This window comes from Chitinophaga sp. G7 BAM 1005 (genome assembly GCF_057126945.1).
Genome location: NZ_CP181478.1, coordinates 285,650 through 310,253, shown reverse-complemented (window position 1 = coordinate 310,253; position 24,604 = coordinate 285,650). Strand labels below are relative to the sequence as shown.

Annotated in this window: 19 protein-coding genes; 13 read left to right on the top strand and 6 right to left on the bottom strand. The window is 45.8% G+C overall.

The features are described from left to right. Positions 1–2: 2 nt before the first annotated feature. The 4 genes from porD to ACMXI2_RS01310 form a co-directional block, all read right to left on the bottom strand. On the bottom strand, positions 3–932 hold the full coding sequence (gene porD / locus ACMXI2_RS01325) for a type IX secretion system protein PorD (protein ID WP_483779934.1): 930 nt from the start codon (positions 930–932) through the stop codon (positions 3–5). Beyond that, positions 925–2,148, bottom strand: a complete 1,224-nt coding sequence (coaBC, locus tag ACMXI2_RS01320) for a bifunctional phosphopantothenoylcysteine decarboxylase/phosphopantothenate--cysteine ligase CoaBC (protein ID WP_483779933.1) — start codon at positions 2,146–2,148, stop codon at positions 925–927. Before coaBC ends, porD begins: the two co-directional genes overlap by 8 nt. Positions 2,149–2,244: 96 nt before the next feature. Further along, entirely contained in the window at positions 2,245–2,586 is a 342-nt protein-coding gene (locus ACMXI2_RS01315; RefSeq protein WP_079469388.1) for a DNA-directed RNA polymerase subunit omega, read from the bottom strand. Next, on the bottom strand, positions 2,555–3,385 hold the full coding sequence (locus tag ACMXI2_RS01310; protein ID WP_483779932.1) for an outer membrane protein assembly factor BamD: 831 nt from the start codon (positions 3,383–3,385) through the stop codon (positions 2,555–2,557). The genes ACMXI2_RS01315 and ACMXI2_RS01310 overlap by 32 nt, the downstream gene beginning before the upstream one ends. Before the next feature lie 497 nt (positions 3,386–3,882). Here ACMXI2_RS01310 and mraZ point away from each other — a divergent pair, with 497 nt between their 5' ends. The 13 genes from mraZ to ftsZ all read left to right on the top strand — a co-directional run bounded on the left by mraZ (position 3,883) and on the right by ftsZ (position 20,527). Next, positions 3,883–4,350, top strand: coding sequence for a division/cell wall cluster transcriptional repressor MraZ (gene mraZ, locus ACMXI2_RS01305; RefSeq protein WP_079469390.1), 468 nt, complete (start codon positions 3,883–3,885; stop codon positions 4,348–4,350). A gap of 12 nt (positions 4,351–4,362) precedes the next feature. Further along, positions 4,363–5,274 carry a 16S rRNA (cytosine(1402)-N(4))-methyltransferase RsmH gene (gene rsmH / locus ACMXI2_RS01300; RefSeq protein ID WP_483779931.1) on the top strand — a complete coding sequence of 304 codons (912 nt, stop codon included), beginning with the start codon at positions 4,363–4,365 and terminating at the stop codon, positions 5,272–5,274. Between the two features lie 100 nt (positions 5,275–5,374). After that, positions 5,375–5,746 (top strand): FtsL-like putative cell division protein, encoded by a 372-nt coding sequence (locus tag ACMXI2_RS01295; protein WP_483779930.1) that lies wholly within the window; start codon positions 5,375–5,377, stop codon positions 5,744–5,746. A gap of 239 nt (positions 5,747–5,985) precedes the next feature. After that, positions 5,986–8,064 carry a penicillin-binding protein gene (locus tag ACMXI2_RS01290; protein WP_483782424.1) on the top strand — a complete coding sequence of 693 codons (2,079 nt, stop codon included), beginning with the start codon at positions 5,986–5,988 and terminating at the stop codon, positions 8,062–8,064. Further along, positions 8,065–9,531, top strand: coding sequence for a UDP-N-acetylmuramoyl-L-alanyl-D-glutamate--2,6-diaminopimelate ligase (locus tag ACMXI2_RS01285; RefSeq protein WP_483779929.1), 1,467 nt, complete (start codon positions 8,065–8,067; stop codon positions 9,529–9,531). A gap of 88 nt (positions 9,532–9,619) precedes the next feature. Next, positions 9,620–10,879 carry a phospho-N-acetylmuramoyl-pentapeptide-transferase gene (mraY, locus tag ACMXI2_RS01280; protein WP_483779928.1) on the top strand — a complete coding sequence of 420 codons (1,260 nt, stop codon included), beginning with the start codon at positions 9,620–9,622 and terminating at the stop codon, positions 10,877–10,879. A gap of 24 nt (positions 10,880–10,903) precedes the next feature. Further along, complete coding sequence (gene murD, locus ACMXI2_RS01275; RefSeq protein WP_483779927.1) at positions 10,904–12,244, top strand: UDP-N-acetylmuramoyl-L-alanine--D-glutamate ligase; 1,341 nt, start codon at positions 10,904–10,906, stop codon at positions 12,242–12,244. A 65-nt stretch (positions 12,245–12,309) separates the two neighbouring features. Continuing rightward, positions 12,310–13,506, top strand: a complete 1,197-nt coding sequence (locus ACMXI2_RS01270; RefSeq protein WP_483779926.1) for an FtsW/RodA/SpoVE family cell cycle protein — start codon at positions 12,310–12,312, stop codon at positions 13,504–13,506. A gap of 38 nt (positions 13,507–13,544) precedes the next feature. After that, complete coding sequence (murG, locus tag ACMXI2_RS01265; protein WP_483779925.1) at positions 13,545–14,636, top strand: undecaprenyldiphospho-muramoylpentapeptide beta-N-acetylglucosaminyltransferase; 1,092 nt, start codon at positions 13,545–13,547, stop codon at positions 14,634–14,636. Positions 14,637–14,657: 21 nt separating this feature from the next. Then, the gene (gene murC, locus ACMXI2_RS01260) at positions 14,658–16,025 is read left to right on the top strand and encodes a UDP-N-acetylmuramate--L-alanine ligase (protein WP_483779924.1); all 1,368 of its coding nucleotides are present in this window, start codon (positions 14,658–14,660) and stop codon (positions 16,023–16,025) included. An 11-nt stretch (positions 16,026–16,036) separates the two neighbouring features. Then, positions 16,037–17,119: a cell division protein FtsQ/DivIB gene (locus ACMXI2_RS01255; RefSeq protein ID WP_483779923.1), complete on the top strand. Its 1,083-nt coding sequence runs from the start codon at positions 16,037–16,039 to the stop codon at positions 17,117–17,119. Continuing rightward, the gene (gene ftsA, locus ACMXI2_RS01250; RefSeq protein WP_483779922.1) at positions 17,116–18,519 is read left to right on the top strand and encodes a cell division protein FtsA; all 1,404 of its coding nucleotides are present in this window, start codon (positions 17,116–17,118) and stop codon (positions 18,517–18,519) included. Before ACMXI2_RS01255 ends, ftsA begins: the two co-directional genes overlap by 4 nt. Positions 18,520–18,694: 175 nt before the next feature. Further along, on the top strand, positions 18,695–20,527 hold the full coding sequence (gene ftsZ / locus ACMXI2_RS01245; protein ID WP_483779921.1) for a cell division protein FtsZ: 1,833 nt from the start codon (positions 18,695–18,697) through the stop codon (positions 20,525–20,527). Positions 20,528–20,610: 83 nt separating this feature from the next. Here ftsZ and ACMXI2_RS01240 read toward each other — a convergent pair whose 3' ends face one another. Together ACMXI2_RS01240 and ACMXI2_RS01235 are read right to left on the bottom strand one after the other, a co-directional pair. After that, entirely contained in the window at positions 20,611–22,368 is a 1,758-nt protein-coding gene (locus ACMXI2_RS01240; RefSeq protein WP_483779920.1) for a DUF4091 domain-containing protein, read from the bottom strand. 177 nt (positions 22,369–22,545) lie between these two features. After that, positions 22,546–24,498 carry a KUP/HAK/KT family potassium transporter gene (locus ACMXI2_RS01235; RefSeq protein ID WP_483779919.1) on the bottom strand — a complete coding sequence of 651 codons (1,953 nt, stop codon included), beginning with the start codon at positions 24,496–24,498 and terminating at the stop codon, positions 22,546–22,548. Positions 24,499–24,604: the final 106 nt, after the last annotated feature.

Sequence of the window (24,604 nt, the reverse complement as noted above, 5' to 3'; positions counted from 1 at the left end):
TGTTACTTCATCTGTTGATACTTCTGTGCATTGGGCACATCCATCTGGGAAAGCAGCTCCGCTGCACGGCTTTTCTCCTGTGGCGTGGCACGGGAGAATATTTTCAATAACTCCTCTCCTTTGGAAAGGAAAAATGTTTGCATCAGCATGGAATTGGGGATGTCCTGGTGGATGGCATAAAGCATGTTCAGGCAGTTCAGGATGGCTGCACGGCCTTTTATTACATCGTCATACATCAGGTCCAGTCCCTGCCGGTGATACTGGTACATCACATCATGAAACCGGAGGAATTTTGCGTTGAGAAGATTATCCTGTAACCAGTATCGGTTACGGTTTCCTTCAAAAGCCTTCCATCCGGAGATCTCCTTTCCATCCGGCGCATTATTTACAATATTAAGTGCTTTCTTAAAATATACATCTCCGCCTCTTGGGGAAAAGGAGTCATAATCAAGTCCGAGGATGATATTAACATAATAGGCCAGGATAGCGGTTAAGTTAGAGTTCAGCGGATCATTTCCCACCACCCTGGTATCGCTGAATTCCAGCTGTTGAAATTCCACATACCGGAACACTACGTTGGGATCCTGGATATTCAGCAGGCTGGTTACATAACTGCTGTTGTATACCGGCCTGGTGGCCTGTATGGTCAGGGACGCCTTATAGCTGTCGTTCCCGGAAGTACCGGTGATATTCAGCAAAAAGTTACATTCTATCCGTTCAGCTGGTGTAAAGGCATCGTTTGCCCAATGCCGGTTATTGAGAAAATCCCGGATAGAATTCTGCAGGGTAGTAAATATTTTTTTGTCCACCCCCTGTACCTGTTGGGCAACGACAGACACGTTGGCCCTTATTTCCTGGGCTTTAACGACAGGGGAGCAACATAGTAAGAAGGCGCCTGCGAGCAGCAGGAACAACGGGAAACGATTATGCATGTTGCAATTCGATTATAGCGGAAACAATATCCTGGGCCACGGCCTGTTTGGATTTGAGAGGGAAACTGTGTTCATTCCCGTTTTTGTCAAACAGGGTTACTTTATTGGTATCAAAGTTAAAGCCAGCTCCTGTATCTGCCAGTGAATTCATGACAATCAGGTCCAGGTTTTTTTCGCGCAGTTTTTTCAGCGCATATTCTTTTTCGTTGTTTGTTTCCAGGGAGAATCCTACCAGCAGCTGCTGTGGACTTTTGTTATCGCCCAATGAGCGGAGTATATCGGGTGTTTTTTCAAGATCGATATGCAGCTGTGCTTCTCCTTTTTTGATCTTTTTGCCGGCCACATTTGCCGGGCGGTAGTCTGCAACGGCGGCGGCGGCCACTACTATCCCGGCGCCGGGGTAGCGGGTGGTTACGGCATCAAACATTTCCTGGGCGGTTTGCACATGAGTAACGGTGATACCGGGATGGGTTGTTTTCTGGGAGGTGGGGCCGAGTACCAGCTGTACATTGGCGCCGGCATCCGCCAGTGCTTCCGCAATGGCGATTCCCATTTTGCCACTGGAGTGGTTACTGATGTAACGAACCGGGTCGATATGTTCGATGGTAGGACCAGCTGTAACGATGGCAGTGGCGCCGTTCAGTGCCTTTTTTTCGTTTTTCTGCCGGAAATGCTGTTGCAGGAAGGTTAATATCTGTTCCGGTTCTGCCATGCGGCCTTCTCCGTAGAGGCCACTTGCCAGTTCTCCGGATTCCACCGGGATCTGTTGGTGACCAAAGGAGATGAGTTTATCCACATTGCTGCGGGTGGCCGGGTGATGCCACATGTCTTCATCCATTGCCGGGGCAAAGAGTACCGGGCAGGCGGCGGAGAGGTATACTGCCAGCAGGAGGTTGTCGCACAACCCCAGGGCCATTTTAGCGAGGGTATTGGCAGAAGCGGGTGCGATGAGCATTACATCTGCCCAGCGACCCAGCATCACGTGATTATTCCAGCTGTTGTGATCACTGATATTCAGGGGAACCTCATTTTTAGAGAGGGTAGCCAGGGTAAGGGGGGTAATAAAGCCGGCGGCAGCGGTGGTCATGACCACTTTCACTTCGGCTCCTTCCTTTACCAGCAGGCGTATGAGGGTAGCCGCCTTATAGGCAGCGATGCTGCCGCTCACTCCGAGCAGGATCTTTTTTCCTTGTAGCATTTTGATAGCGTCGGCCATATATAAAAACAAAAGCGGCAGAAATCATTCTGCCGCCATGAAATTAATATTTTTATTTTTCGCAATCACGCACCTCACAAAATAATGTGTGGCGGATTAGCTAAACAAATCGTCGTCGTTCTTGCGGAAATAAATTTTGCTGTCCAGGAACTCCTGGGTAGCCTGGATGGCCGGATTTGCCAGTCTTTCATAAAAACGGGAAATCTCAATCTGCTCCTTGTTCTCGTGCACTTCTTCGAGATTGTCAGTATGACTGGCAAACTCTTCCAGTTTGGAATGGAGCTCCTCTTTCACGGAAATATTGATCTGATTGGCGCGTTTGGCTATTACGGCAATAGACTCATATAAATTACCAGTTCTGTTCTTAATATCGGTAGTGTTTTTGGTTTCTACCCAGGGATTAAGGCTACTGGTTAGACTTCGCTTTAATTTGCTCATTATCCAGTGTTTTTATGTTGTTTTGTGCTAAGGTATAAAATTTTTCGGCATCTGGCTTTAATTTGCTGTTCGGGTAGTGATCCGCGAAGTCCAGGTATTCGTCGAGAACCGTTGCGTAGCGCTCTTTTTGTCTCTCCGGGATACTGTTTTTAGCATAATTATAGTAAGATCTGATGGCCATTACTTTGTAACTGTCGCTTTTATCAGAGTCGGGGTAGTTGCGCATCAGGTTTTTGAAGGCAATACCGGCGGCTTTGAAGAAGCCCAGGTTATAATATAATTCTGCGCTGGAGAATTCTTTCTTTTCCAGCTTGCGTCTGCACAATTCGATTACGAGATTGGCTTCCGACACTTTATCTGCGGTAGGGTAGTTATTAATGAAGGTTTGCATAGCGGCAATGGCCTTCATGGTATTGGTTTGATCCAGTGATACCTTTGGCGACTGCTTATAGTAGCAGTATGCCTGCATATAATCTATTTCTACCGCCCTGGGGCTGTTCGGGAACAGGTCCAGGTAATTTTTGAACTGGAATGCTGCCTGAACGTAGTCCTTAACGTAGTAAGAGCAATATGCGAAATTGTAATACATGGGCTCAAACTTCTCCGTTCCCTTGTACACCTGAACCAGGTCGGTGTAGAGTGTTATTGCCGTATTGTATTTTTTCTTCTGGAACAGCTGGTTGGCGTAATCCAACTTCTTTTCAAAGTTGTTGCTTTTTTCTATTCTCCGTAACTGGTTGTTACAGGAGGTAGATACGATAACCGCAAGAACACTGATGTACAATAAAAATTTCCGCATAAAAGAGTGGCAAAATTAAGAATTAAATGTAAATGTAAGGCAGAGAGATTTTGATTGCTGTTAAAATTTTGCAAAAGAGGGAATTAAATCGCCGAAAGGGGAGTTTTCCACCACCGTTGGGGTTGCTGACATTTTTCCCACCCGGATGTGGAAAATTGGATTTTGAGAGACAAAAAGCGTCAAAAAAAGCCTCAGATTATAAATAAAAATCACGCATAAGCATTTCTCCATGCCATTTTCCCACCCGCTATCCCATTCGGGAATGTCTCACCCCGTGGGCATCTGTAAGATATGAACATATAATTCACAGTTATTAACACGTTATCAACACGTATTATTATTTAATACACCTTAAAGGTGCATAAATGATGGCAAAAGGGCTATGATGCAGGCGCTTGCATCTGTGGAAAAAATTTATAAAGTATTTTTTCGTTAAAAAGTGGGAAAAAGTGTTATTTTGTGTTGAAAAAGGATTTTCAAGGACTTTGCCCCATGGTATGACAGGATTTCTCGGTGAATATGAATCGACGCTGGACGCAAAAGGACGCTTTCTGTTACCTGCCGGGTTTAAAAAGCAGTTAACAGACGGGGCCGGAGGACAGTTTGTGATTAACCGAGGGTTTGAAAAATGCTTGTCCCTGTATCCCATGAACGAATGGCAGCCTATTTTCGAGCGTATCAGCAAGTTGAATGACTTTGATCCAAAAGTAAGGGAATTCAGGCGGTACTTCTTAAACGGGGCCACTATTCTGGAGTTAGACAGTGCAGGAAGACTGCTGGTACCGAAAAACCTGCTGTCGTACGCCAATCTGGAAAAAGATATTGTGCTGGCAGCAGCATCCAATAAAATCGAGATCTGGGATAAAGGTAAATACCAGGAGTTCTTTGAAAATTTCTCACCAGGAGCGTTCAGTGATCTGGCACAACAGGTAATGGGAGGAGGAGATAACAACATATCAATTTAAAGAGGGGAGCATATGGGCGAACAACAATATCATTTACCCGTTCTGCTGCAGGAAACGACGGAGCTGTTACAGATAAATCCCGATGGGATCTATGTAGACGCTACGTTTGGAGGCGGAGGACATTCAAGAGCCATACTGGAGAAACTGGGTGAAAAAGGACGGCTGATAGTATTTGATCAGGATGAAGATGCTTACCGAAACAGGATTATAGACGAACGTGTCACTTTTGTACAACAAAACTTCCGTCATCTGCAACGCTTTCTGAAATTACATAAAGCAGACCAGGTAGACGGGCTGCTGGCGGATCTGGGCGTTTCATCGCACCAGTTCGATACAGCAGAAAGAGGATTCAGCATCCGCTTTGATGGCGACCTGGATATGCGGATGGATACAAGAACCGAATTTACTGCCGCCCAATTGCTGGCAACATGGGGAGAAGCAAGGTTACAACTGATTTTCCAGGAATACGGAGAAGTAACCAACGCGAAAACCCTCGCCCAAACAATTGTAAAGCAGCGCAAAACACACCCCATGCGCACCATCACGGAATTCAAATCCGTGATCCAGCCCATCGTAAAAGGTAATCCGCAAAAATACCTGGCACAGGTTTTCCAGGCATTGCGTATAGCCGTTAACGATGAACTGGGCGCTTTGAAAGATTTACTGGAACAAGCTGCCAATGTGCTGAAACCAGGAGGAAGACTCGCCGTCATCACCTTCCACTCGCTGGAAGACAGGATGGTGAAAAATTTTATGAAGACTGGAAGTTTTGAAGAAGCACCGGAAGATCCGTTTGCAAAAGAAACACCCCCTAAATTGTTCAGATTAATCACAAAAAAACCGGTTACCGCCAGTGATGCAGAATTGAAACTTAATGGAAGATCCAGAAGTGCAAAACTGCGGGTGGCCGAAAAACAAGCGTGACGCGGCTGTAAACCGCCCACCACATCCTACCCTATCCTATACACACCCGTTTTGAATTGCGTTCAGGTTTATATTGTCAATTTTTAAAAAGACATAGAGCGTGGGAGACGACTTAGATAAAATCCAGGAAGAACCGGCCGAAGAAAATACCCTTCTCCCGGAGCAACGTAAAGAATGGCGTTTGCGCATCAACTACAGAGCGTTGGTGCAAAACATGCCCTTTATCGGTTTCCTTTCCCTCCTGGCTTTAATCTATATCGCCAACAGTCACCTCGCTGAAAAAAAAATCCGGCGCATTAACAAACTAGGCAAAGAAATTAAAGAGCTGAAGTGGGAGTACATCAACGTGAAAAGTGAGCTCATGTTTCGAAGCAAAATGAGTGAAGTCAGCAAGTCTGTAGAGCCGCTGGGCCTTAAACAACTCAGCTCCCCTCCACAAAAGATTGTGCTGAAAAAGGAAACAGAAAAATGAATTTAATATTGATGCCTGACACTGCCCGCCTGCCCCATAACTCAGGTCGGGGATGCTGGTAAATCAAGTCAATGGCAAGCATCTCAATTATAAATGCAGCCAGTGTCAGGTATCTTCTTATAAGTTATCAGCCTTTAGCCGTCAGCTATCTGCCTCCGGGTAAATAACTGACAGCTAAAGGCTAAAAACTAAAATGCTAATACAACATCGTGGATGTAAAAAAGGACATATTGTGGAGAGTGTATCTGTGCCTCATCGGCATGGCGCTGTTCAGCGTCGCCATCCTGGTGAAAGTATTCTATATCCAGAACGTACAGGGCAACTACTGGCGCGGTATGGCCGATAGCCTGCACACCGGTTACGTGGCACTGGACGCAGAAAGAGGTACTATCTACTCGGAGGAAGGCAGGATGCTGTCGACCTCCATCCCGTATTTCGACATCCGGATAGACTTTGCAGCGGACGGCCTCCGGGATAAAAACGGCCTGGTGTTCAAGGAAAACGTAGACTCACTGTCTTACCGTCTCTCCCAACTGTTCACCGACCGCAGCAAAGCCGCCTGGAAACAACAGTTACAGGAAGGATATAAATCAAAGGACCGTTACTTTTTACTTAAAAGAGACGTACCCTTTAATCAATACCAGGAATTACGCAGCTACCCGATGTTTCGCCTCGGCAAAAACAAAGGCGGCATGATCGCCGAATCCAAAAGTAAGCGCATCAACCCCTTTAAACTGCTCGCCAACAGAACCATCGGACTGGCACGCGAAAATTCACAAAGCGTTGGTCTCGAAAGAACCTACAACGAATACCTGAAAGGCGTTACCGGTAAAAGACTGATGCGCCGCATCGCAGGAGGTACCTATGTACCCGTAGACGGTTACGATATTGAACCCGAAAACGGACGTGATGTAGTGACCACCATCGATGTAAACATGCAGGATATCGTGGAAACAGCCCTCATGAACATGATGGTGCAGAATGAAGCCGATCATGGCACCTGCATTCTCATGGAAGTGAAAACAGGTAAAATAAAAGCAATCGCCAACCTCGGCAAACAACCCGATGGCAACGGTTACTGGGAAGATATGAACTACGCACTGCAGGTAGGGGAACCCGGTTCCACCTTTAAACTGGCCACCGTAATCGCAGTGCTGGAAGATAAATACGCCACCATGAACTCTATGGTAAACATGGATGGTGGCCGCTGGCAGGTAGGCCGCAGAACCGTATTCGATTCTGAACCTCACCCCGGCCCGCAAAACGTAACCATCAAACACGCATTTGAACTTAGTTCAAATGTGGGTATGGCAAAACTGGCCTACCAGTTCTATAACCGGCAACCTAATAAATTCGTGGGCCATCTGAAAAGATTAAGGCTCGACCAGTTTTCCGGTATAGACCTCATAGGCGAAGGAAGACCGGTTATTAAAACCACCGCTTCCAAAACATGGAGCGCCACATCCCTGCCCTGGATGGCATTCGGATATGAAGTGCTTATCAGCCCGCTGCAAACGTGCATGCTGTACAATGCAGTGGCTAACAACGGTAAAATGATGAAACCCTACCTCGTCAACTCCATACAGGAATATGGCCAGGTAGTAAAACAGTTTGAGCCTACCGTATTGCTGGACAGCATCTGCTCACAAGGCACGCTGAAACAGGTACAGGCCATGCTGGAAGGTGTGCCGATAGATGGTACCGCTAAAAAGCTGCGCAGCCAGTTTTACACCTTTGCAGGCAAAACCGGTACCGCGCTCGTAGCCAACGGCAACCGCGGGTATGCAGATAAAATCTACCAGTCGTCATTCGCCGGCTATTTTCCGGCAAATGATCCGCAGTACACCTGCGTGGTGGTAATAAAAAATAAACCGCATGCATTGCACTTTTACGGTGCAGGCGTTGCGGGTCCTGTGTTTAGAGAGGTGGCAGATAAATTATATGCCATCGCGGTAGAAAGACAAAAACCCATGCAGGCAACCATGCAACTGGATACCCTGCTGTCACTGAAAAATGGCAAAGGCAGTGAATGGAAACAAATCCTGGGAAAACTGCAGCTGCCCATTGGCAACGCCCCCGCTAACAACAGCTGGGTAAGCGCTAAAGTAACAGACCGCAAAATTGCCTTCCAGCAGGTAGCACAAACAAAAGGCGCAGTGCCCGATGTTACCGGAATGGGCCTTAAAGACGCCCTGTACCTGCTCGAAAATGCCGGATTACGGGTAGTGATAAAAGGCGCCGGTAAAGTGAAAATGCAATCACTCCCCGGCGGAACTAAAATTGGAAACGAACAAACAATCGTAATAGAACTGAGCTAGATGAAGACGCTGCAAGACATATTGTATAATGTAAGCATCCTGGCGGTGCATGGTAATACAGATATTGCCATTCATGCACTCGCCACCGATTCCAGGTCCATCGGATCCGGAGATGCTTTCATTGCAGTGAAAGGCGTACACACAGACGGACACGTGTACATTGAAAAAGCAATTGCGTTGGGCGCCGCAGCAGTGATCTGTGAAACCTTACCCGGACAACTGGCAGAAAATGTTTGCTATGTACAGGTAAGCAACAGCGCTGTCAGCAGCGGTATCATGGCAGGCAACTTCTATGATAACCCCTCTCATAAAATACAACTGATAGGCGTTACCGGTACCAACGGAAAAACAACCATCGCTACCCTGCTGTTCCGGTTGTTTACCAAACTGGGATATCACTGTGGATTATTATCCACCGTACAAAATCAGATAGGCGATACCGTTATACCAGCCACACATACCACGCCCGATCCCATTAACCTGAACGCCCTGCTGGCGCAGATGGTGGAAGACGGCTGCCTGTATGTGTTTATGGAAGTAAGCTCCCACGCTATTCACCAGCAACGTATTGCCGGGCTAAAATTCGCGGGAGGCATCTTCAGTAATATCACCCATGACCACCTGGATTATCACAAAACTTTTGATGAATATATCCGGGTAAAGAAATCATTCTTTGACAACCTGCCCTCCTCCGCTTTTGCGCTCACTAACCTGGACGACAAAAGAGGAACAGTAATGCTGCAGAATACGAAAGCTAAAAAAGCAACGTACAGCCTGCGCACACTGGCAGATTTCAAAGGAAAGATCCTGGAAAACAATCTCACCGGACTGGTGATGCTTGTAGGAGATACAGAAGTGCATTTCCGGCTGATCGGTGAATTTAACGCCTACAACCTGCTGGCAGTTTACGGCGCAGCAGTATTGCTGGGTATAGATAAAGCCAAAACATTACAGGCACTCAGTGATACCTCCGGCGCAGAAGGCAGATTTGATTATATCATTTCCGATAAAGAACAGATCATCGCTATAGTTGATTACGCACATACGCCAGACGCATTGAAAAATGTACTGGCTACCATCAAAAACCTGCGTAAAGGCAATGAACAGGTGATCACAGTAGTAGGCTGCGGCGGCGACAGGGATACCACCAAACGCCCGGTGATGGGAGATGTAGCAGTAGAAAACAGCGATCGCGTGATCCTTACCTCTGATAATCCCCGCTCGGAAGATCCGGCGGAAATTATCCGGGAAATGGAAGCAGGCGTTCCTGTTCACCTTAAAAAGAAAGTTATTTCCATTACCGACAGGAAAGAAGCCATTAAAACGGCGCTGTCGCTCGCCAACCGGGAAGACATCATCCTGGTGGCAGGTAAAGGACATGAAAAATACCAGGAAATAAAAGGCGTTAAACATCACTTCGATGATAAAGAAGTGCTGCTGGACCTGATGAAGATCCTGGAGAAATAAACTAAAACTGAAGACAGATACTTAATAATCCAATGACTTAAAAGCCTGTACTCCCCGGACAGCGGAGGGCGGGTTACGACTAAAACATATGTTATATTATTTTTTAAATTACCTGAAAACAGAATTTAAGATCAGCGTCATCGGCGGTGGTATGTTTCAGTATATCACTTTCCGTGTAACGATGGCATTACTGCTGTCGCTGGTTATTTCTTTGCTGTTCGGTAAAAGGATTATTAAATTTCTCCAGAAAAAACAAATCGGCGAAACTATCCGTGAACTGGGCCTTCAGGGAGAAAATACCAAAAAAGGAACCCCAACGATGGGTGGACTGATTATCTTATCTGCCATCGTAATTCCCACTTTACTCTTTGCACAGCTGGCTAATGTATATATCTGGCTGATCCTGTTATCTACCGTATGGTTAGGACTGATCGGTTTCGTGGATGATTATATCAAAGTATTTAAAAAGAATAAAGAAGGACTGGCAGGACGTTTCAAGATCATGGGACAGGTTGGACTTGGTTTGATTGTTGGCTGTACACTTTATTTCAATACAGATGTGGTGGTATCCCGTGAAGTAATGGGGGCAAAAAAACTGGCGCCTTATGAAAAACAGGTAACTAATCACCCGGAGCGTGTAACCCGTGATGGACACCGTTTTGTGGATGTTAAAACACCCATCACCACTATTCCGTTTGTAAAAAATCATGAGTTCAATTATTCCAAACTGATCTCCTGGATTCCGGGCGCAGAAAAGTATACGTTCGTACTCTATATACTGGTGGTCATCTTTATTATTACGGCCGTATCCAATGGCGCTAATCTTACAGATGGCTTAGATGGGCTGGCAACGGGCGTTTCTGGCATCATTGGGATAGGGCTCGGCATCTTTGCCTATGTATCCGGTAACATCCAGTTTGCAGAATACCTGAACATTATGTATATCCCGAATCTCGGGGAACTGTCTATTTTCATTGCTGCCTTTGTGGGTGGATGTATCGGCTTCCTCTGGTACAATGCTTATCCGGCGCAGGTTTTCATGGGCGATACCGGTAGTCTTGCGTTGGGTGGTATCATTGCTTCACTGGCGATTATTGTGCGGAAAGAATTACTGATACCTATCTTCTGCGGTGTATTCCTGGTGGAATTGCTGTCGGTGATGTTACAGGTATCTTACTTCAAATACACTAAAAAGAAGTATGGCGAAGGCAGACGCATTCTGAAAATGTCGCCGCTGCATCACCATTATCAGAAGATTGGTTATCACGAAAGTAAAATATCAGTACGTTTCTGGATCGTAACTATTATGTGTGTGGTAGTAGCCATTGCAACATTGAAAATGAGATAAAACTAACTAAGGAGACTAAACGAAATGAAATATAAACTCGTCATATTAGGAGCAGGAGAAAGCGGAATAGGTGCGGCTTTGCTGGGAAAACAGCAAGGGTATGATGTATTTGTATCTGACGGAGGAATAATAAAAGATAATTATAAACAGGAACTGGCGGTAAACCAGATCTCTTTTGAAGAAGGGCATCATTCCTGGGATATCATACTGGATGCAAACGAAATCGTTAAAAGCCCCGGTATTCCTGAGAAATCGGAACTGATGAAAAAGGTACGCGAAAAAGGCATACCTGTGATTTCTGAAATAGAGCTGGCCTACCGTTTCTCGACAGGTAAAAAGATCATTGCCATCACCGGCAGCAACGGCAAAAGTACCACTACGGCCCTCATCTATCACATCTTTAAAAACGCAGGTTTGGATGTGGCGATGGTAGGCAATATTGGAGTGAGCTATGCCAGGCAGGTGGCAACCGCACCGGCGGAGTATTATGTGATTGAAATCAGCAGCTTCCAGCTGGATGACATTAAGGACTTCAAACCCAATGTGGCCATCCTGCTGAACATTACGCCTGATCACCTGGACCGCTACGATTATAACATGGAAAATTACGTAGCCTCCAAATTCAGAATTGCCATGAACCAGACAGCTGAAGACTACTTCATCTACTGCATGGATGATCCTGAGATCATGCGACATTTAGCGCAGCAACCCATTTATTCAGCATCAATACCTTTTACCATCATGAAACCACTGAAAGAAGGCGGCTCTATTGCCAACGACCAGTTGCACATAGATGTCAACGGAGAACCGGTTATCATGTCAATGTATGACCTGTCATTAAAGGGAAAACACAATCTGTATAATTCAATGGCAGCAGCAATTGCAGGCAGGACCATGGATATAAGAAATGAAAAGATCCGCGAAAGCCTTGCGTCGTTCGAAAGCCTCGAACACCGCATGGAATACGTGACCACGGTTAGAGGCGTGGATTTTATTAACGATAGCAAAGCCACCAATGTAAACTCCGTTTGGTTTGCACTGGAAAGTTTTGACAAGCCCATTGTACTGATCATGGGCGGCGTGGATAAAGGCAACGACTACGATGCCATCCGTGATCTCGTGAAAGAAAAGGTAAAAGCAATTATTTGTATGGGCGTGGACAACACCCCCATCTTTGCTGCGTTATCAAAAGACACACCGGTGATGATCAACACCACCAGTATGCACGACGCAGTACAGGAGGCATTTAAACAGGCCGCAAAAGGAGACATCGTTTTATTGTCGCCCGCATGCGCCAGCTTCGACCTCTTTAAAAATTATGAAGACCGTGGCAGGAAGTTTAAGGAAGAAGTAAAAGCACTGTAAACAGGTGTTGATTAACAGAATAAAGGGTTACATCTAAAAAAACAAATGAAAGCAAAACGCAGTTAATGATGGGATTGCTCTATAGAACAAAAGGCGATAAGGTTATCTGGACGGTAGTACTTTTTCTATCGCTGGTAAGCCTGCTTGCTGTATATAGCGCTACCGGCTCACTTGCCTACCGCGAAAGAGGCGGCCACACGGAGTACTATCTCCTGAAGCAGCTTACGGTACTGGTGATGGGCCTGGTGATCATCTATTTTGCGCACCGCGTGAACTATACTATTTATTCCCGCGTAGCACAAATAGGATTCCTGGTATCCATACCATTGCTGATGTACACACTGGCCTTTGGTTCCAATATCAATGAAGCCAGCAGGTGGATCAAGCTGCCGATCATTAACCTCACCTTTCAAACATCCGATGTGGCTAAACTCGCCATATTCATGTATGTAAGCAGGCAGTTATCGAGACGGCAGAACCTGATCAATGATTTCAAAAAAGGATTTCTGCCCATCATTATACCGGTTGGCATCATCTGCGCACTGATCATGCCTGCCAATATGAGTACCGCCCTTTTACTGGGCGCCAGCTGCATGCTCCTTTGCTTTATAGGCAGGGTGCCCATCAGGTTCCTGGCGTCAATGGTAGCTGTGGGAGCTGTAATGGTAGTGCTGCTCTTCGGAATAGCCAAATTAACCGGCATGGAGATGCGTACAAAAACATGGGAAAAACGTATCGACAACTTCATTCACGGTGATCATACAGAAACGCCTTACCAGGTACAACAGGCCAACATCGCCATTGCAGGTGGTGGTATTCTGGGAAAAGGACCCGGCAACAGTACACAACGTAACTTCCTGCCACACGCCTATTCCGATTATATCTATGCCACTATCATAGAAGAATATGGCATGTTTGGCGCCTTCCTGATACTGGCAGCTTATATGATTTTATTACTGAGAAGTATCCGGATCTATAAAAGATGTCCTTATGCTTTCGGCGCATTCCTGGCAGTAGGACTCAGTGTAACACTGGTAATACAGGCATTAACCAATATGGCGGTAAACGTACAGCTGTTCCCGGTTACAGGGCTGCCGCTTCCTTTGGTAAGTATGGGTGGTTCCTCCGTGTTATTTACCAGTATGGCCATCGGTATTATATTAAGTGTATCGCGGAATGTGGAAGAAATGGAAGGTAAACAGGCAGAAAAAAAGCGTTTGGAAAGAGTTATTGCGCAATCGGAAAACGCTGCAGTCGCTTAATACGTATTTATAACAATAATTGTAATCAGGAACAGAACATGCAACGCAAAGTGATCATAGCAGGCGGCGGTACCGGGGGACACATCTTCCCGGCGATAGCGATCGCAAACGCGTTGAAAAAAATAGAGCCGGACATCAACATCCTTTTTGTGGGCGCCACCGGAAAAATGGAAATGGAGAAAGTACCGCAGGCTGGTTATCCGATCGAAGGATTGGAAATAGCCGGTTTTAATCGCAGTAATATTTTCAAAAATATCCTGCTGCCGTTTAAAATATGGAAAAGCCTGCGTCGTGCAAAGGCCATCCTGCAAAGCTTTCAGCCTGATGTGGTAGTGGGTGTAGGCGGGTATGCGAGTTTTCCGATGCTAAACAGGGCGCAGAAAAACGGTATACCTACCCTGATACAGGAACAAAATTCCTTTGCGGGAAAAACGAATAAAATACTGGGCAGGAAAGCGAAAAAGATCTGTGTGGCATACGATGGTATGGAAAAATTTTTTCCGTCAGAGAAACTGGTAATGACCGGCAATCCTGTGAGGAACAGCATTTCCCAGTCGGCCGTAACACGGGAAGATGCCTTGCAGCATTTTGGACTGAGTACGGCAAAGCAAACCATTTTCGCCGTAGGAGGCAGTTTGGGAGCTAAATCCATTAATGAAGGATTACAACCACTGTTAAAAGAAATAGTGGACAAGGATATACAGCTGATCTGGCAAACAGGGAAGCCTTATTATGAAACAGCGAAAGCTGCTGCAGCACCGTATGGATCGCATATTAAAGTATACGATTTCATCAACGTGATGGACTTTGCCTACAAAGCAGCAGATGTAGTATTATCAAGGGCCGGCGCACTGGCGATTGCGGAATTGTGTGTTGTGAAAAAGCCGGTGATATTTGTGCCTTACCCGTTCGCGGCAGAAGATCATCAAACGTCTAACGCCATGAACCTGGTAAACAAACAGGCGGGCCTGATCATTACAGATGGCCAGGTACAATCACAACTGGGCACTGTGCTGTTCAGCCTTTTGCAGAACAAAGCGCTGATGGAACAACTGGAAAGCAATATCGGCAAACTGGGTAATCCACATGCGGATGTTACTATTGCCAACCAGGTTTTAGGAATTATTTAGAAGAGATTTTTAGAAGAATATATGGATTTGAACAACATACAAAGGGTTTATTTCATCGGTATCGGTGGTATTGGCATGAGCGCCATTGCACGCTTCTTCAATGAGAAAGGCGTGCAGGTAGGCGGTTATGACCGTACCTCCACAGCGCTCACAAAGCAGCTGGAAGCAGAAGGTATGCAAATCCATTATACAGACGATATTAACTTAATCGACAAAACCGCTAACCTGGTGGTGTATACGCCGGCAATTCCGGCTACCCATACAGAGTTGCAGTGGTTGCGCAACAATGGTTATGAAGTAGTAAAGCGCAGTGATGTGCTGCAGGAAATTACACGTTCCCTGTTTGCCATCACCGTAGCAGGCACACATGGTAAAACCACCGTTTCCACCATGATCGCTCACCTGCTCACTGACAGTGGTTACGGCTGTAACGCTTTTCTGGGAGGCATCAGCGTGAATTATAATAAAAATTTCTGGAGCAGCGATAAGACGGTAGCAGTAATTGAAGCAGACGAATATGACCGCTCTTTCCTGAAATTAAGTCCGGATATCGCGGTGCTGACTGCTATGGATGCAGATCACCTGGATATTTACGGCACGCCGGAAGCAATGGAAGATGCTTTTATTCAGTACACACACAATATTAAACCAAATGGCACGCTGATTGCCAGGTTCGGCCTGCATCGCAACAAAGAACTCAATGCAACAAACAAGTTGTTGTACAGTTTACAAAACGATGCCGCCAACGCTTACGCCGCCAACATCCGCATGATCAACGGCGGATACGAGTTTGATGTAAAGCAGCAGAACTGGATGATCGATAATATCGTGATGCACATTGGCGGTATGCACAACGTGGAAAACGCAGTTGCTGCTATCACGGTAGCACATCTGCTGGGAATAGATACCGGTAAAATCCGTGCTGCCATTGCCAGTTTCAAAGGGATCAAACGGAGATTTGAATATGTGGTAAAAACAGATCAACAGGTATACATCGATGATTATGCACACCATCCGGAAGAATTGCGCGCATTGATCACCAGTGCAAAAGCATTGTTTCCCGGGAAAAAATGCACCGTTATTTTCCAGCCGCACTTATTCACCCGCACGCGTGACCTCGCGGATGGCTTTGCAGAAAGCCTTTCCCTGGCAGACGAGGTGATACTGCTTCCTATCTATCCGGCGCGCGAGCTGCCGATAGCAGGAGTTACCAGTGAAATGATTGCAGATAAAATAACAGTACCCGTAAAGATTTTACCGAAAGAAGAAGTAGTGGAATACCTGGGCAAACAGGATGTACCATTATTAATCACGGCCGGGGCAGGAGATATCGACCAGTTAAAAGAACCGGTGGCTCATCTTCTTAAAAACAAAATAACACAACATTAAAAATAAAAAGCTTGTCTAAAACTACCACCATATTAAAACGACTGGGTGTCGCCGTTCTCTGGGGAATGGTGCTTACAGGCTTTGTAGTATTGCTGGTGGCGGCTATACAGGATAAGGATGCCGGTAAATGTAAAAGTATACAGGTAAAATTTGAAGGGAAAGATGATAACTTTTTTATTGAATCAAAGGATATAAAATCTTTGATCACGAAAGATAAAAATCTGAACCCGATCGGTAAAAGTATTGCCGATATCAATATAGCAGAGCTGGAGTCCATTGTAGACCAGGATCCCTGGGTAAAAAATGCGGAGATCTATTTTGATAACGGCCAGCAGCTGAACATCAAAGTAATACAACGCGAGCCGGTGGCGAGGATATTTACTTTTTCAGGAAACAGTTTTTACCTGGATAGCGCCGGCGAACATATACCGGTATCCAGTCGTTATGCAGCCAGAGTACCCGTGTTTACAGGCTTTCCCACGGATGCAGAAAAGCTGCAGAGACCCGACAGCCTGTTGGCAGCGCAGATCGTGGATATGGGTATTTACATTGGTAATGATCCTTTCTGGATGGCACAGGTAGAGCAACTCATAATCACGGACGATCGCAGGTTTGAGTTCATACCAAAACTGGGTGACCAGGTGATTGCATTCGGAGAAGGTATAGACATAGAAAAAAAATTCACCAAACTGCTGGCTTTTTATAAGGAAGGATTGAACAAAGTAGGCTGGAATAATTATACACGCATCAACATCGCATTTGAAAACGAAGTGGTGTGTACCCGCAAGGATGGCGTTGTTCCATTGCAACCAGTGATCAAAACGGATAGTTTGAAACTGGCCGATGCAGATGAACCGCCGATAGCGGACAGCGAAGATTCAACAACGGCAGCACCGGCAATAGTAAAGCCGGTACATACCGAACCTGCCAAACCGGTGGCTAAACCGGTACACGCAGCGAAAGAAAAGGCTAAACCGCAGAAAGAAAAGGTGAAGAAAGGAAAAGCAGCTGCGCCGGCCAAACAACAACCTAAAGCAGTGTATAAGCCAGGGAATAAATCTGTTAACACATCAAAAAAACAAAAAACGCCATGAATCAGGAAGCTCCCATCATTGTAGGACTCGACATTGGTACTACGAAGATTGCTGCCATTGCAGGACGGAAGAATGAATACGGGAAACTGGAAATCCTGGGATTCGGAAAAGCTACATCGTTTGGTGTACAGCACGGTATGGTGCTGAACATTGACCAGACCATTAAAGCTATCAGGCAAGCACTCGAAAATTGTTATGCGTCCAACCCCAACCTGGAAATTAACGAAGTATATGTTGGTATAGCCGGTCATCATATAAAAAGTTTGCAAACCCGTGGAGATATTGTACGCAATGACACTGATGCGGAAATATCCCAGAAAGATATTGACCAGCTGATCAACGATCAGTACAAAACAGTTATTCCCGCGAGTGATCAGATCATCGATGTGATTCCGCAGCAATATATCGTGGACAGTCTGCAGAACATCACTTACCCGATCGGTATGTCCGGGGTAAAGGTGGGTGCAAACTTCCATATTATTACCGGCGACAAAAACGCCATCCGTAACATTAACCGCAGCGTGGAAAAATCCGGTCTCAAAATACGCGACCTGGTACTCCAGCCACTGGCTTCTGCTGCAGCGGTAATGTGCGATATGGATTTTGAAGCAGGTGTAGCTATTGTGGATATTGGCGGTGGTACCACCGACCTGGCTGTATTTTATGAAGGTATATTGAAACACACGGCCGTTATTCCGTACGGCGGTGAAAACATTACCAACGACATCAAGAACGGCCTGGGTGTATTGAAAACACAGGCGGAACAGATGAAAGTACAGTTCGGTTATGCCCTGGCGGATGAAGCCAAAACAAATGCCTATATCACGATCCCCGGATTAAGAGGTCAGAGCCCCAAAGAGATCTCCGTGAAGAACCTGGCACACATCATCCAGGCGCGCATGAGTGAAATACTCGATTTTGTGGTATATCATCTCAAGCAGATCGGTATGGATAATAAAATGCTGAATGGCGGCATCATCCTTACTGGTGGCGGATCTCAGCTGAAACACCTCATACAGCTGACAGAATACACCACCGGTGCAAGCGCCCGTATAGGATTCCCCAACGAGCACCTCGCAAGCGGCCACATAGATGAATTAACCAAACCTATGTATGCTACCTGCGTGGGCCTGATCCTGAAAGGTTACAACGATTTTGAAAACGATCGTAAAGCATTGGAAGAAAACTATGTAAAAATTAATACCAGCTATCTGGCCAAAGAACAGGCTGCTCAGTCGGTGGCTCCAACCGAAGACTGGATAGAAGAAGAATCCCCCAGCAGTCAGGAAATACAGGACCGGAAAGCAAAAGAAAGAAACGCCTCATTGAAAAACTTCCTGGACAAAATGAAAACAAAAATCATTGATATGTTCACAGAAGAAGAAGATGCAAAACTTTAAAAGTTAAATGGCGCAATTGTTGCAAAAAGCAAACGTTTAATATAATAAGAATTAAGAACGATAATTAATAATGACAGGACAAATGAACCATAGTAATAACATACAAGCATATACGCACTTAATTCTTAATAGTTCATTATTAATTATTCGTACTAACCCATAAAAGTATAGAGTCATGATACATTTTGATCTTCCTAAGGAAAAATCTTCTATCATCAAAGTCATCGGTATCGGTGGCGGTGGAAGTAATGCGGTGAATCATATGTATAGCCAGCGCATTGAAGGGGTAAATTTCATTATTTGCAATACCGATGCACAAGCTATTGCCAATAGCCCTGTTCCCAATAAAATACAGTTGGGCCCGCACCTGACACAGGGACTTGGCGCCGGTGCAAATCCTGAGATCGGGAAACAGGCGACGGAAGAATCCTTTGAAGAAATCAAAAAAATACTGGAGGTAAATACCAAAATGGCCTTCATTACTGCCGGTATGGGTGGTGGCACCGGAACAGGTGGCGCTCCTATCATCGCCCGGATATGTAAGGAACTTGGTATCCTGACCGTCGGTATTGTTACCACTCCCTTTTCTTACGAAGGAAAAAAGAGAATGTTGCAGGCTGATGAAGGCGTTAGCCGCCTGAAAGAGTATGTAGATACCCTGCTGATTATCTCCAATGATAAATTACGTCAGAAATTCGGCGATCTGAAGTTCAAAGCTGCCTTCGAAAAAGCAGATAACGTGCTGGCTACCGCCGCCAAATGTATTACCGATGTAATCAATTCTACCGGTCAGATCAACGTGGATTTTGCCGACGTTTGTACCGTTATGCGTAACGGTGGCGTGGCTATCCTCGGCGCTGCACTGGCTGAAGGCGAAAACCGTGCACAAAGAGCTATCGAAGATGCATTAACTTCACCGCTGCTGAACGACAACGATATACGTGGCGCTAAATGGATCCTCATCAATATCTCTTCTTCTGAAGGTGAATTTGAACATACCCTCGATGAAATGGATATCATCCAGGCATATGTACAAAGCCAGGCCGGTGAGGATTGCGACGTGATCCTCGGTGTGGGCTACGATCAAACACTGGACAGGCAACTGGGTGTAACCATCATTGCTACCGGTTTTGAACAGAAACCCATTACACAGCAGAAAATCACCCCTTCCAACCCGGAACGCGCAGAACCTAAAATTGTAATGCAGTTAGGTAAAGATGGTGATGAAAAAAAGATGAGTGGACAACAGGCACAGGGCACCTTATTCCAGGAGCCACAAGACCTGATGGCCCCACGTCTGATGGAACCTGTAGTAAGTCATCCTGAGCCCGTAATGGCTTACACACCGCCACAACCACAACAACAGGCGCCTATTGCTCCTGCGCGTCAGAACTATGTGCTGAACATACAACAGGTACCACCTGCACAGCCACAACAACCTGACCCGCAGCAGATACAACAACAAATTCAACAGGCGCAACAGCAACAGTTGCAGCAAATGCAGCAACAGCCAGTGCCGCAACCTGTTCAGCAGGTACCGCCTGCACATACACAACAGCCTGGTGTAAATATCATTCAGCCGCAAACAGGTAATGCGGCCGGAGGATATTTAAACAGACCTGCACATATTTACGTGGAACCAGGTACCCCTGCTCCCGAAATGAAAATGGTATACAAAGAGGAAGAAGAAAGTGCAGCAAACGTACCTCCTGCTCCTCCGGAAGTGCCTATGCAACAGGCTTACGAAGACCTGGAAGAACAAAAACGCAAACAGGCAGAAAGAGTAGCCAAATTACGCAGCATCAGTTTCAATGTGAAAAACATGGACAATAACGCGGAACTGGAAAACGTACCTGCTTACCTGCGGAGAAATGTGAACCTGGATAATGGTGCGGGCTCTGCTGAACACTTCTACTCCAACTACACGGTGAGCGGTGATCAGGGGCCAAATAATCATACAGAAATCAATACGATCAATACCTTTTTAGATGGGAAAAAGCCCGATTGATGAACACATTTGATTGTTTTTTAGTTGTGTTAAAAAAAATCCTCCGGTTCCCCGGAGGATTTTTTTATGATGCCATTGTTCAATCAGAACTCGTTCAATCCTTGTTTGGCCGCATTCAGTATTTGCGCTGCCGGCGTGGTTTTCAGCGTTTCTTCCTCGAACGGCTTTAATAAATTGTCCAGCTTACTCAGGCCCGCGGCATTACCGTTTTTTGCAAATGCTTCCCGCAGTATTCTTATCTTTTCATAATCCTGTATACCTTCTATCAATCTCTCATAACGGATAGAAGATCTCGGTCCCGGATATACGAAATAGGTATCTCCTGCCGACCAGGTACGGAAACGTGAATCATGCAACGGATCAGCTACCCAGCAGTTGAAGGCCCAGCGCAAATACCCGTTATATCCTTTGTTCGCAGCATGCCAGCCCATAAAGGCTGATTCTGCCGGCGGCGAAAAAGTAAAGGTATTCGGGAATCCTTCTGTGCAGCAGGTGTAAAAAGTAGTCGGTAACCCTTTCTCTAAACGGGCTTTCATGATGTTTGCCGGGAAAGCTTCTCTCAGTGCAATACAGTAGTCGTGTATTTCATTGGCCAGTGGTTCGTGATAGCTGCCTGCCAGGGATAATTTGAAGTCGCTACTCGCACTACGGATTACTTTCAGGGTTTGCAGCATGTCTTCCATTGGTCTTTCATCCATAGCGATAGCGGTAATATTAAACCATCCTTTTGCCTTCAGGTGTTTTACAAAATCAGTCAGCATAGGCTGCCAGTGTTTTGTATATTCTGCAGAGCCCGGCTTGGCAACAATGAAAGTATCTTTTGCAGCTGCTTCATCATAATAATAAAACTTCAGGTTCCAGGGAATCATGCTGTAGCAGTTGATTTCCTTCCGGATGCCCTGGTCCATCATAAACTGCACCCATTTATCAAAGATGCTGTAGTCATATGTCCAGCTGCCATTTTTCTTCTTTGTCCACTTTACCATTGTGCCGTAGATGTCCTGTGTCTGGCTGTTCCAGGGGTCATAAATAATAGTGGCCGTGATCACTTTCTGACCTGCATTTGCCAGCATTTTCATATAAGGCTTCATGGCTTCGAAGTGTGCATTACTCCAGGGTTTCACGCCGTATACGCGCGCTATTGCATAAGGACTTTGCCACAGATCAAGGTGAAATTGCCAATCTTTCGGAGCAGGCAGGGTATGATTCAGCACAGTTACTTCAAAAGGCATCTCCACTGTTGTTGCACCGGATTTTACACTCACCGATCCTTTATAGGTACCGGCTGGTGTATTCGCCGGCACCTGGACGCTCAGCCATACCGGTTGAGTAGTACCGGCGGCAATGGTGCTTTTATTGATGATATCAATACCATCTGCCACAAGCGAAGAGTCAAAATCTTTCGGATTACGGTACCCGCAGCCACCACCGTCTTTATTCAAACCATCTGTGAGTACATATCTCACAAAACCGGTAGTCACTGCTGAAGCAGCAATTTTGTTGCCTTTACCATCCTGTAATGCGGACGCCTGGATACTTACTTCAGGCTGTGCAGCGGCAGACCATATCACCAGTTGTGTATGAACCTTTTCACCTTTCCAGGCTTTCGTTTCCCAGGCAGGCATTAAACCGTTGTTATCAGGCGCATTTCTTTTTTCATAACGGGTATCTGTAGTACCGAATGCAACGTGAAGCCTGGTGTCATTAACAGCCGCCCAGGAAGCTTTATTAACGGGTTTGGGATCGGGCAGGTCCCTGTAGCCGGCGGCAGGAGATATTTGCGCCCATACGTTTTGTTGCAGTGCCAGCATTACCAGCACGCCAAAAAATTTGTTCACCATACTAAAATTTAGCGTTTTCAGTTATTGGAATAACGTGATTTGTTCACTCATCACTGTTGTCCGGAAACCTCAATATCTATAAAAAAAGTGGATTTTTCTTTTTAAGAGGATGACCGGTTATATAAAACAGAAAAGCCGGATCGTGTATGATCCGGCTTTTCTTGTTAAAGATTTATATCAATGTACGATCCGCTTCAGCTGCAGGTTGGTGACCGGTGCTACCACCAGTGGATATTTCTCGATGGTTACATAGCTGGAATCCAGTCCAAAGCCCCTTTCTTCCGATAAACTGATCTTTTTCAGGAAGAAATACATCTTCATCACCATTCTTTCATATAAAGGCAGATCATTGTCGTGCGACAGGAATTTCTCCATAACAATGAACTGGAAGTCGCCTACCACGTTATTCTTACTCAGCGATTCATAGCGGCTGGTAATATTCACTTCCTTGTTACGAACCATATCTTCCACTACCATTCTGAACATAAGGTTAATGCGTTGTTCCACTTTGAAGCCGAGGCGGAATTCCACACGTATCACTTCGTTTGGAATGATCGTTTGCACAGAGTATTCACTCAGGTAAGGTTCATCTACCACGTCCACGTGTACAAACCAGTATATATCTGCCCGTTTGGGTTTTTTATTAAGAATTGAATAGATGATCTTATGTTCTATTTCTTTCGGATTATCGGCACTGCTCATATACACCAGGTGGGTGGCGTATTTGGGAATGGAGGTGTCATTGCTCAGTTCCTGGATGATAGGCAGATAATCTTCCAGTCGCACAAATTCCACGTAACGGTTCTTGATCTTACGCGATTTGAACCATACAATCATCACAAGGAAGAGCGCGCCGGCCACAATAACTGTTACATAACCGCCGTGCATGAACTTAATCACGTTGGCGAAGAGGAACGAGAATTCTATGGTAAAATAAACAATGAGATATAGCAGTATCCAGCCTACCCATACCCGCTTTGTATAAAGGTAAAAGGCAAAGAGGCAGGAGGTCATGAGCATACAGATGGTGATGGATAAGCCATAGGCCGCTTCCATATTCGACGATTCCTGGAAGATCAGTACAATGGAAACGCAACCCACAAACAGCATGGTATTGATGCCGGGGATATAGAGCTGTCCCCTTTCTTCTGTGGGATAATTTACCCGCATTTTGGGCCACAGGTTGAGCCGCATGGCTTCTGCGATGAGGGTAAAGGAACCGGATATCAGTGCCTGGCTGGCAATTACGGAAGCCAGTGTGGCAATTAATACGCCGAAGATGATGAACCATTCCGGCATAATGGTAAAGAACGGGTTCTGATCTTTGGGCAGAATCTGACCTTTTTGTGTGAGCAGCCAGGCGCCTTGTCCCAGGTAGTTCAGAATAAGACAGGATTTAACAAAGATCCAGGACACCCGGATATTGCCTTTACCGCAGTGGCCGAGGTCAGAATACAGGGCTTCCGCACCTGTAGTACAAAGGAATACAGCTCCCAGGATCAGGAATCCCTTAGGATAAGTAGTTAAGAGCTCAATGGCATAATGGGGACTAAAGGCTTTGAAAATGCTCAAATCATCCGCTATATGTGAAATACCGAGGATGCCCAGCATAGAAAACCACAGCACCATGATGGGTCCAAACATCCGGCCGATAGAAACGGTACCGAACTGTTGCATAACAAAGAGCCCTGTAATAATGGTGAGTACTATTTTCACGATAGTCATCTGGCCCAGGTCCTTAAAGACTTCCAGGGTCCTGAGACCTTCGATGGCAGAGGTAACAGTGATGGGTGGGGTGATGATACCATCTGCAAGCAGGGCGGCGCCGCCGATCATACCAAAAATTACAGTCCATCTGGCGTGGCGTCTTACGAGTGCATAGAGTGAAAAGATCCCACCTTCCCCTTTATTATCTGCCCGGAGGGTGAGAATAACGTATTTAACGGTAGTTTGAAGAGTTAGTGTCCAGATGATACAGGAAATACCTCCGATCACCAGTAGGTCGCTGATGGGGTTTCCTCCTACGATGGCTTTGAAAACATAGAGTGGAGATGTTCCGATATCGCCATAGATAATACCAAGAGCTACTACCAGGCCTGCCAGGGATACCCTGTTGATGTTAATTCCCACGTAATAATAAGTTTATTAAAAAAGCCTCCAAAATTAGGGGTAATAATTGACACTTCAACAATATTTCGTACAGGAGTGTTTGCTTCAAAAAAAAGTCCTCTCCCGA

Coding starts and splice junctions, on each gene's coding strand:
- porD (WP_483779934.1), bottom strand. CDS start 932: ATGCATAATCGTTTCCCGTTGTTCCTGCTGCTCGCAGGCGCCTTCTTA.
- coaBC (WP_483779933.1), bottom strand. CDS start 2,148: ATGGCCGACGCTATCAAAATGCTACAAGGAAAAAAGATCCTGCTCGGA.
- ACMXI2_RS01315 (WP_079469388.1), bottom strand. CDS start 2,586: ATGAGCAAATTAAAGCGAAGTCTAACCAGTAGCCTTAATCCCTGGGTA.
- ACMXI2_RS01310 (WP_483779932.1), bottom strand. CDS start 3,385: ATGCGGAAATTTTTATTGTACATCAGTGTTCTTGCGGTTATCGTATCT.
- mraZ (WP_079469390.1), top strand. CDS start 3,883: ATGACAGGATTTCTCGGTGAATATGAATCGACGCTGGACGCAAAAGGA.
- rsmH (WP_483779931.1), top strand. CDS start 4,363: ATGGGCGAACAACAATATCATTTACCCGTTCTGCTGCAGGAAACGACG.
- ACMXI2_RS01285 (WP_483779929.1), top strand. CDS start 8,065: ATGAAGACGCTGCAAGACATATTGTATAATGTAAGCATCCTGGCGGTG.
- mraY (WP_483779928.1), top strand. CDS start 9,620: ATGTTATATTATTTTTTAAATTACCTGAAAACAGAATTTAAGATCAGC.
- murD (WP_483779927.1), top strand. CDS start 10,904: ATGAAATATAAACTCGTCATATTAGGAGCAGGAGAAAGCGGAATAGGT.
- ACMXI2_RS01270 (WP_483779926.1), top strand. CDS start 12,310: ATGATGGGATTGCTCTATAGAACAAAAGGCGATAAGGTTATCTGGACG.
- murG (WP_483779925.1), top strand. CDS start 13,545: ATGCAACGCAAAGTGATCATAGCAGGCGGCGGTACCGGGGGACACATC.
- murC (WP_483779924.1), top strand. CDS start 14,658: ATGGATTTGAACAACATACAAAGGGTTTATTTCATCGGTATCGGTGGT.
- ftsA (WP_483779922.1), top strand. CDS start 17,116: ATGAATCAGGAAGCTCCCATCATTGTAGGACTCGACATTGGTACTACG.
- ftsZ (WP_483779921.1), top strand. CDS start 18,695: ATGATACATTTTGATCTTCCTAAGGAAAAATCTTCTATCATCAAAGTC.
- ACMXI2_RS01240 (WP_483779920.1), bottom strand. CDS start 22,368: ATGGTGAACAAATTTTTTGGCGTGCTGGTAATGCTGGCACTGCAACAA.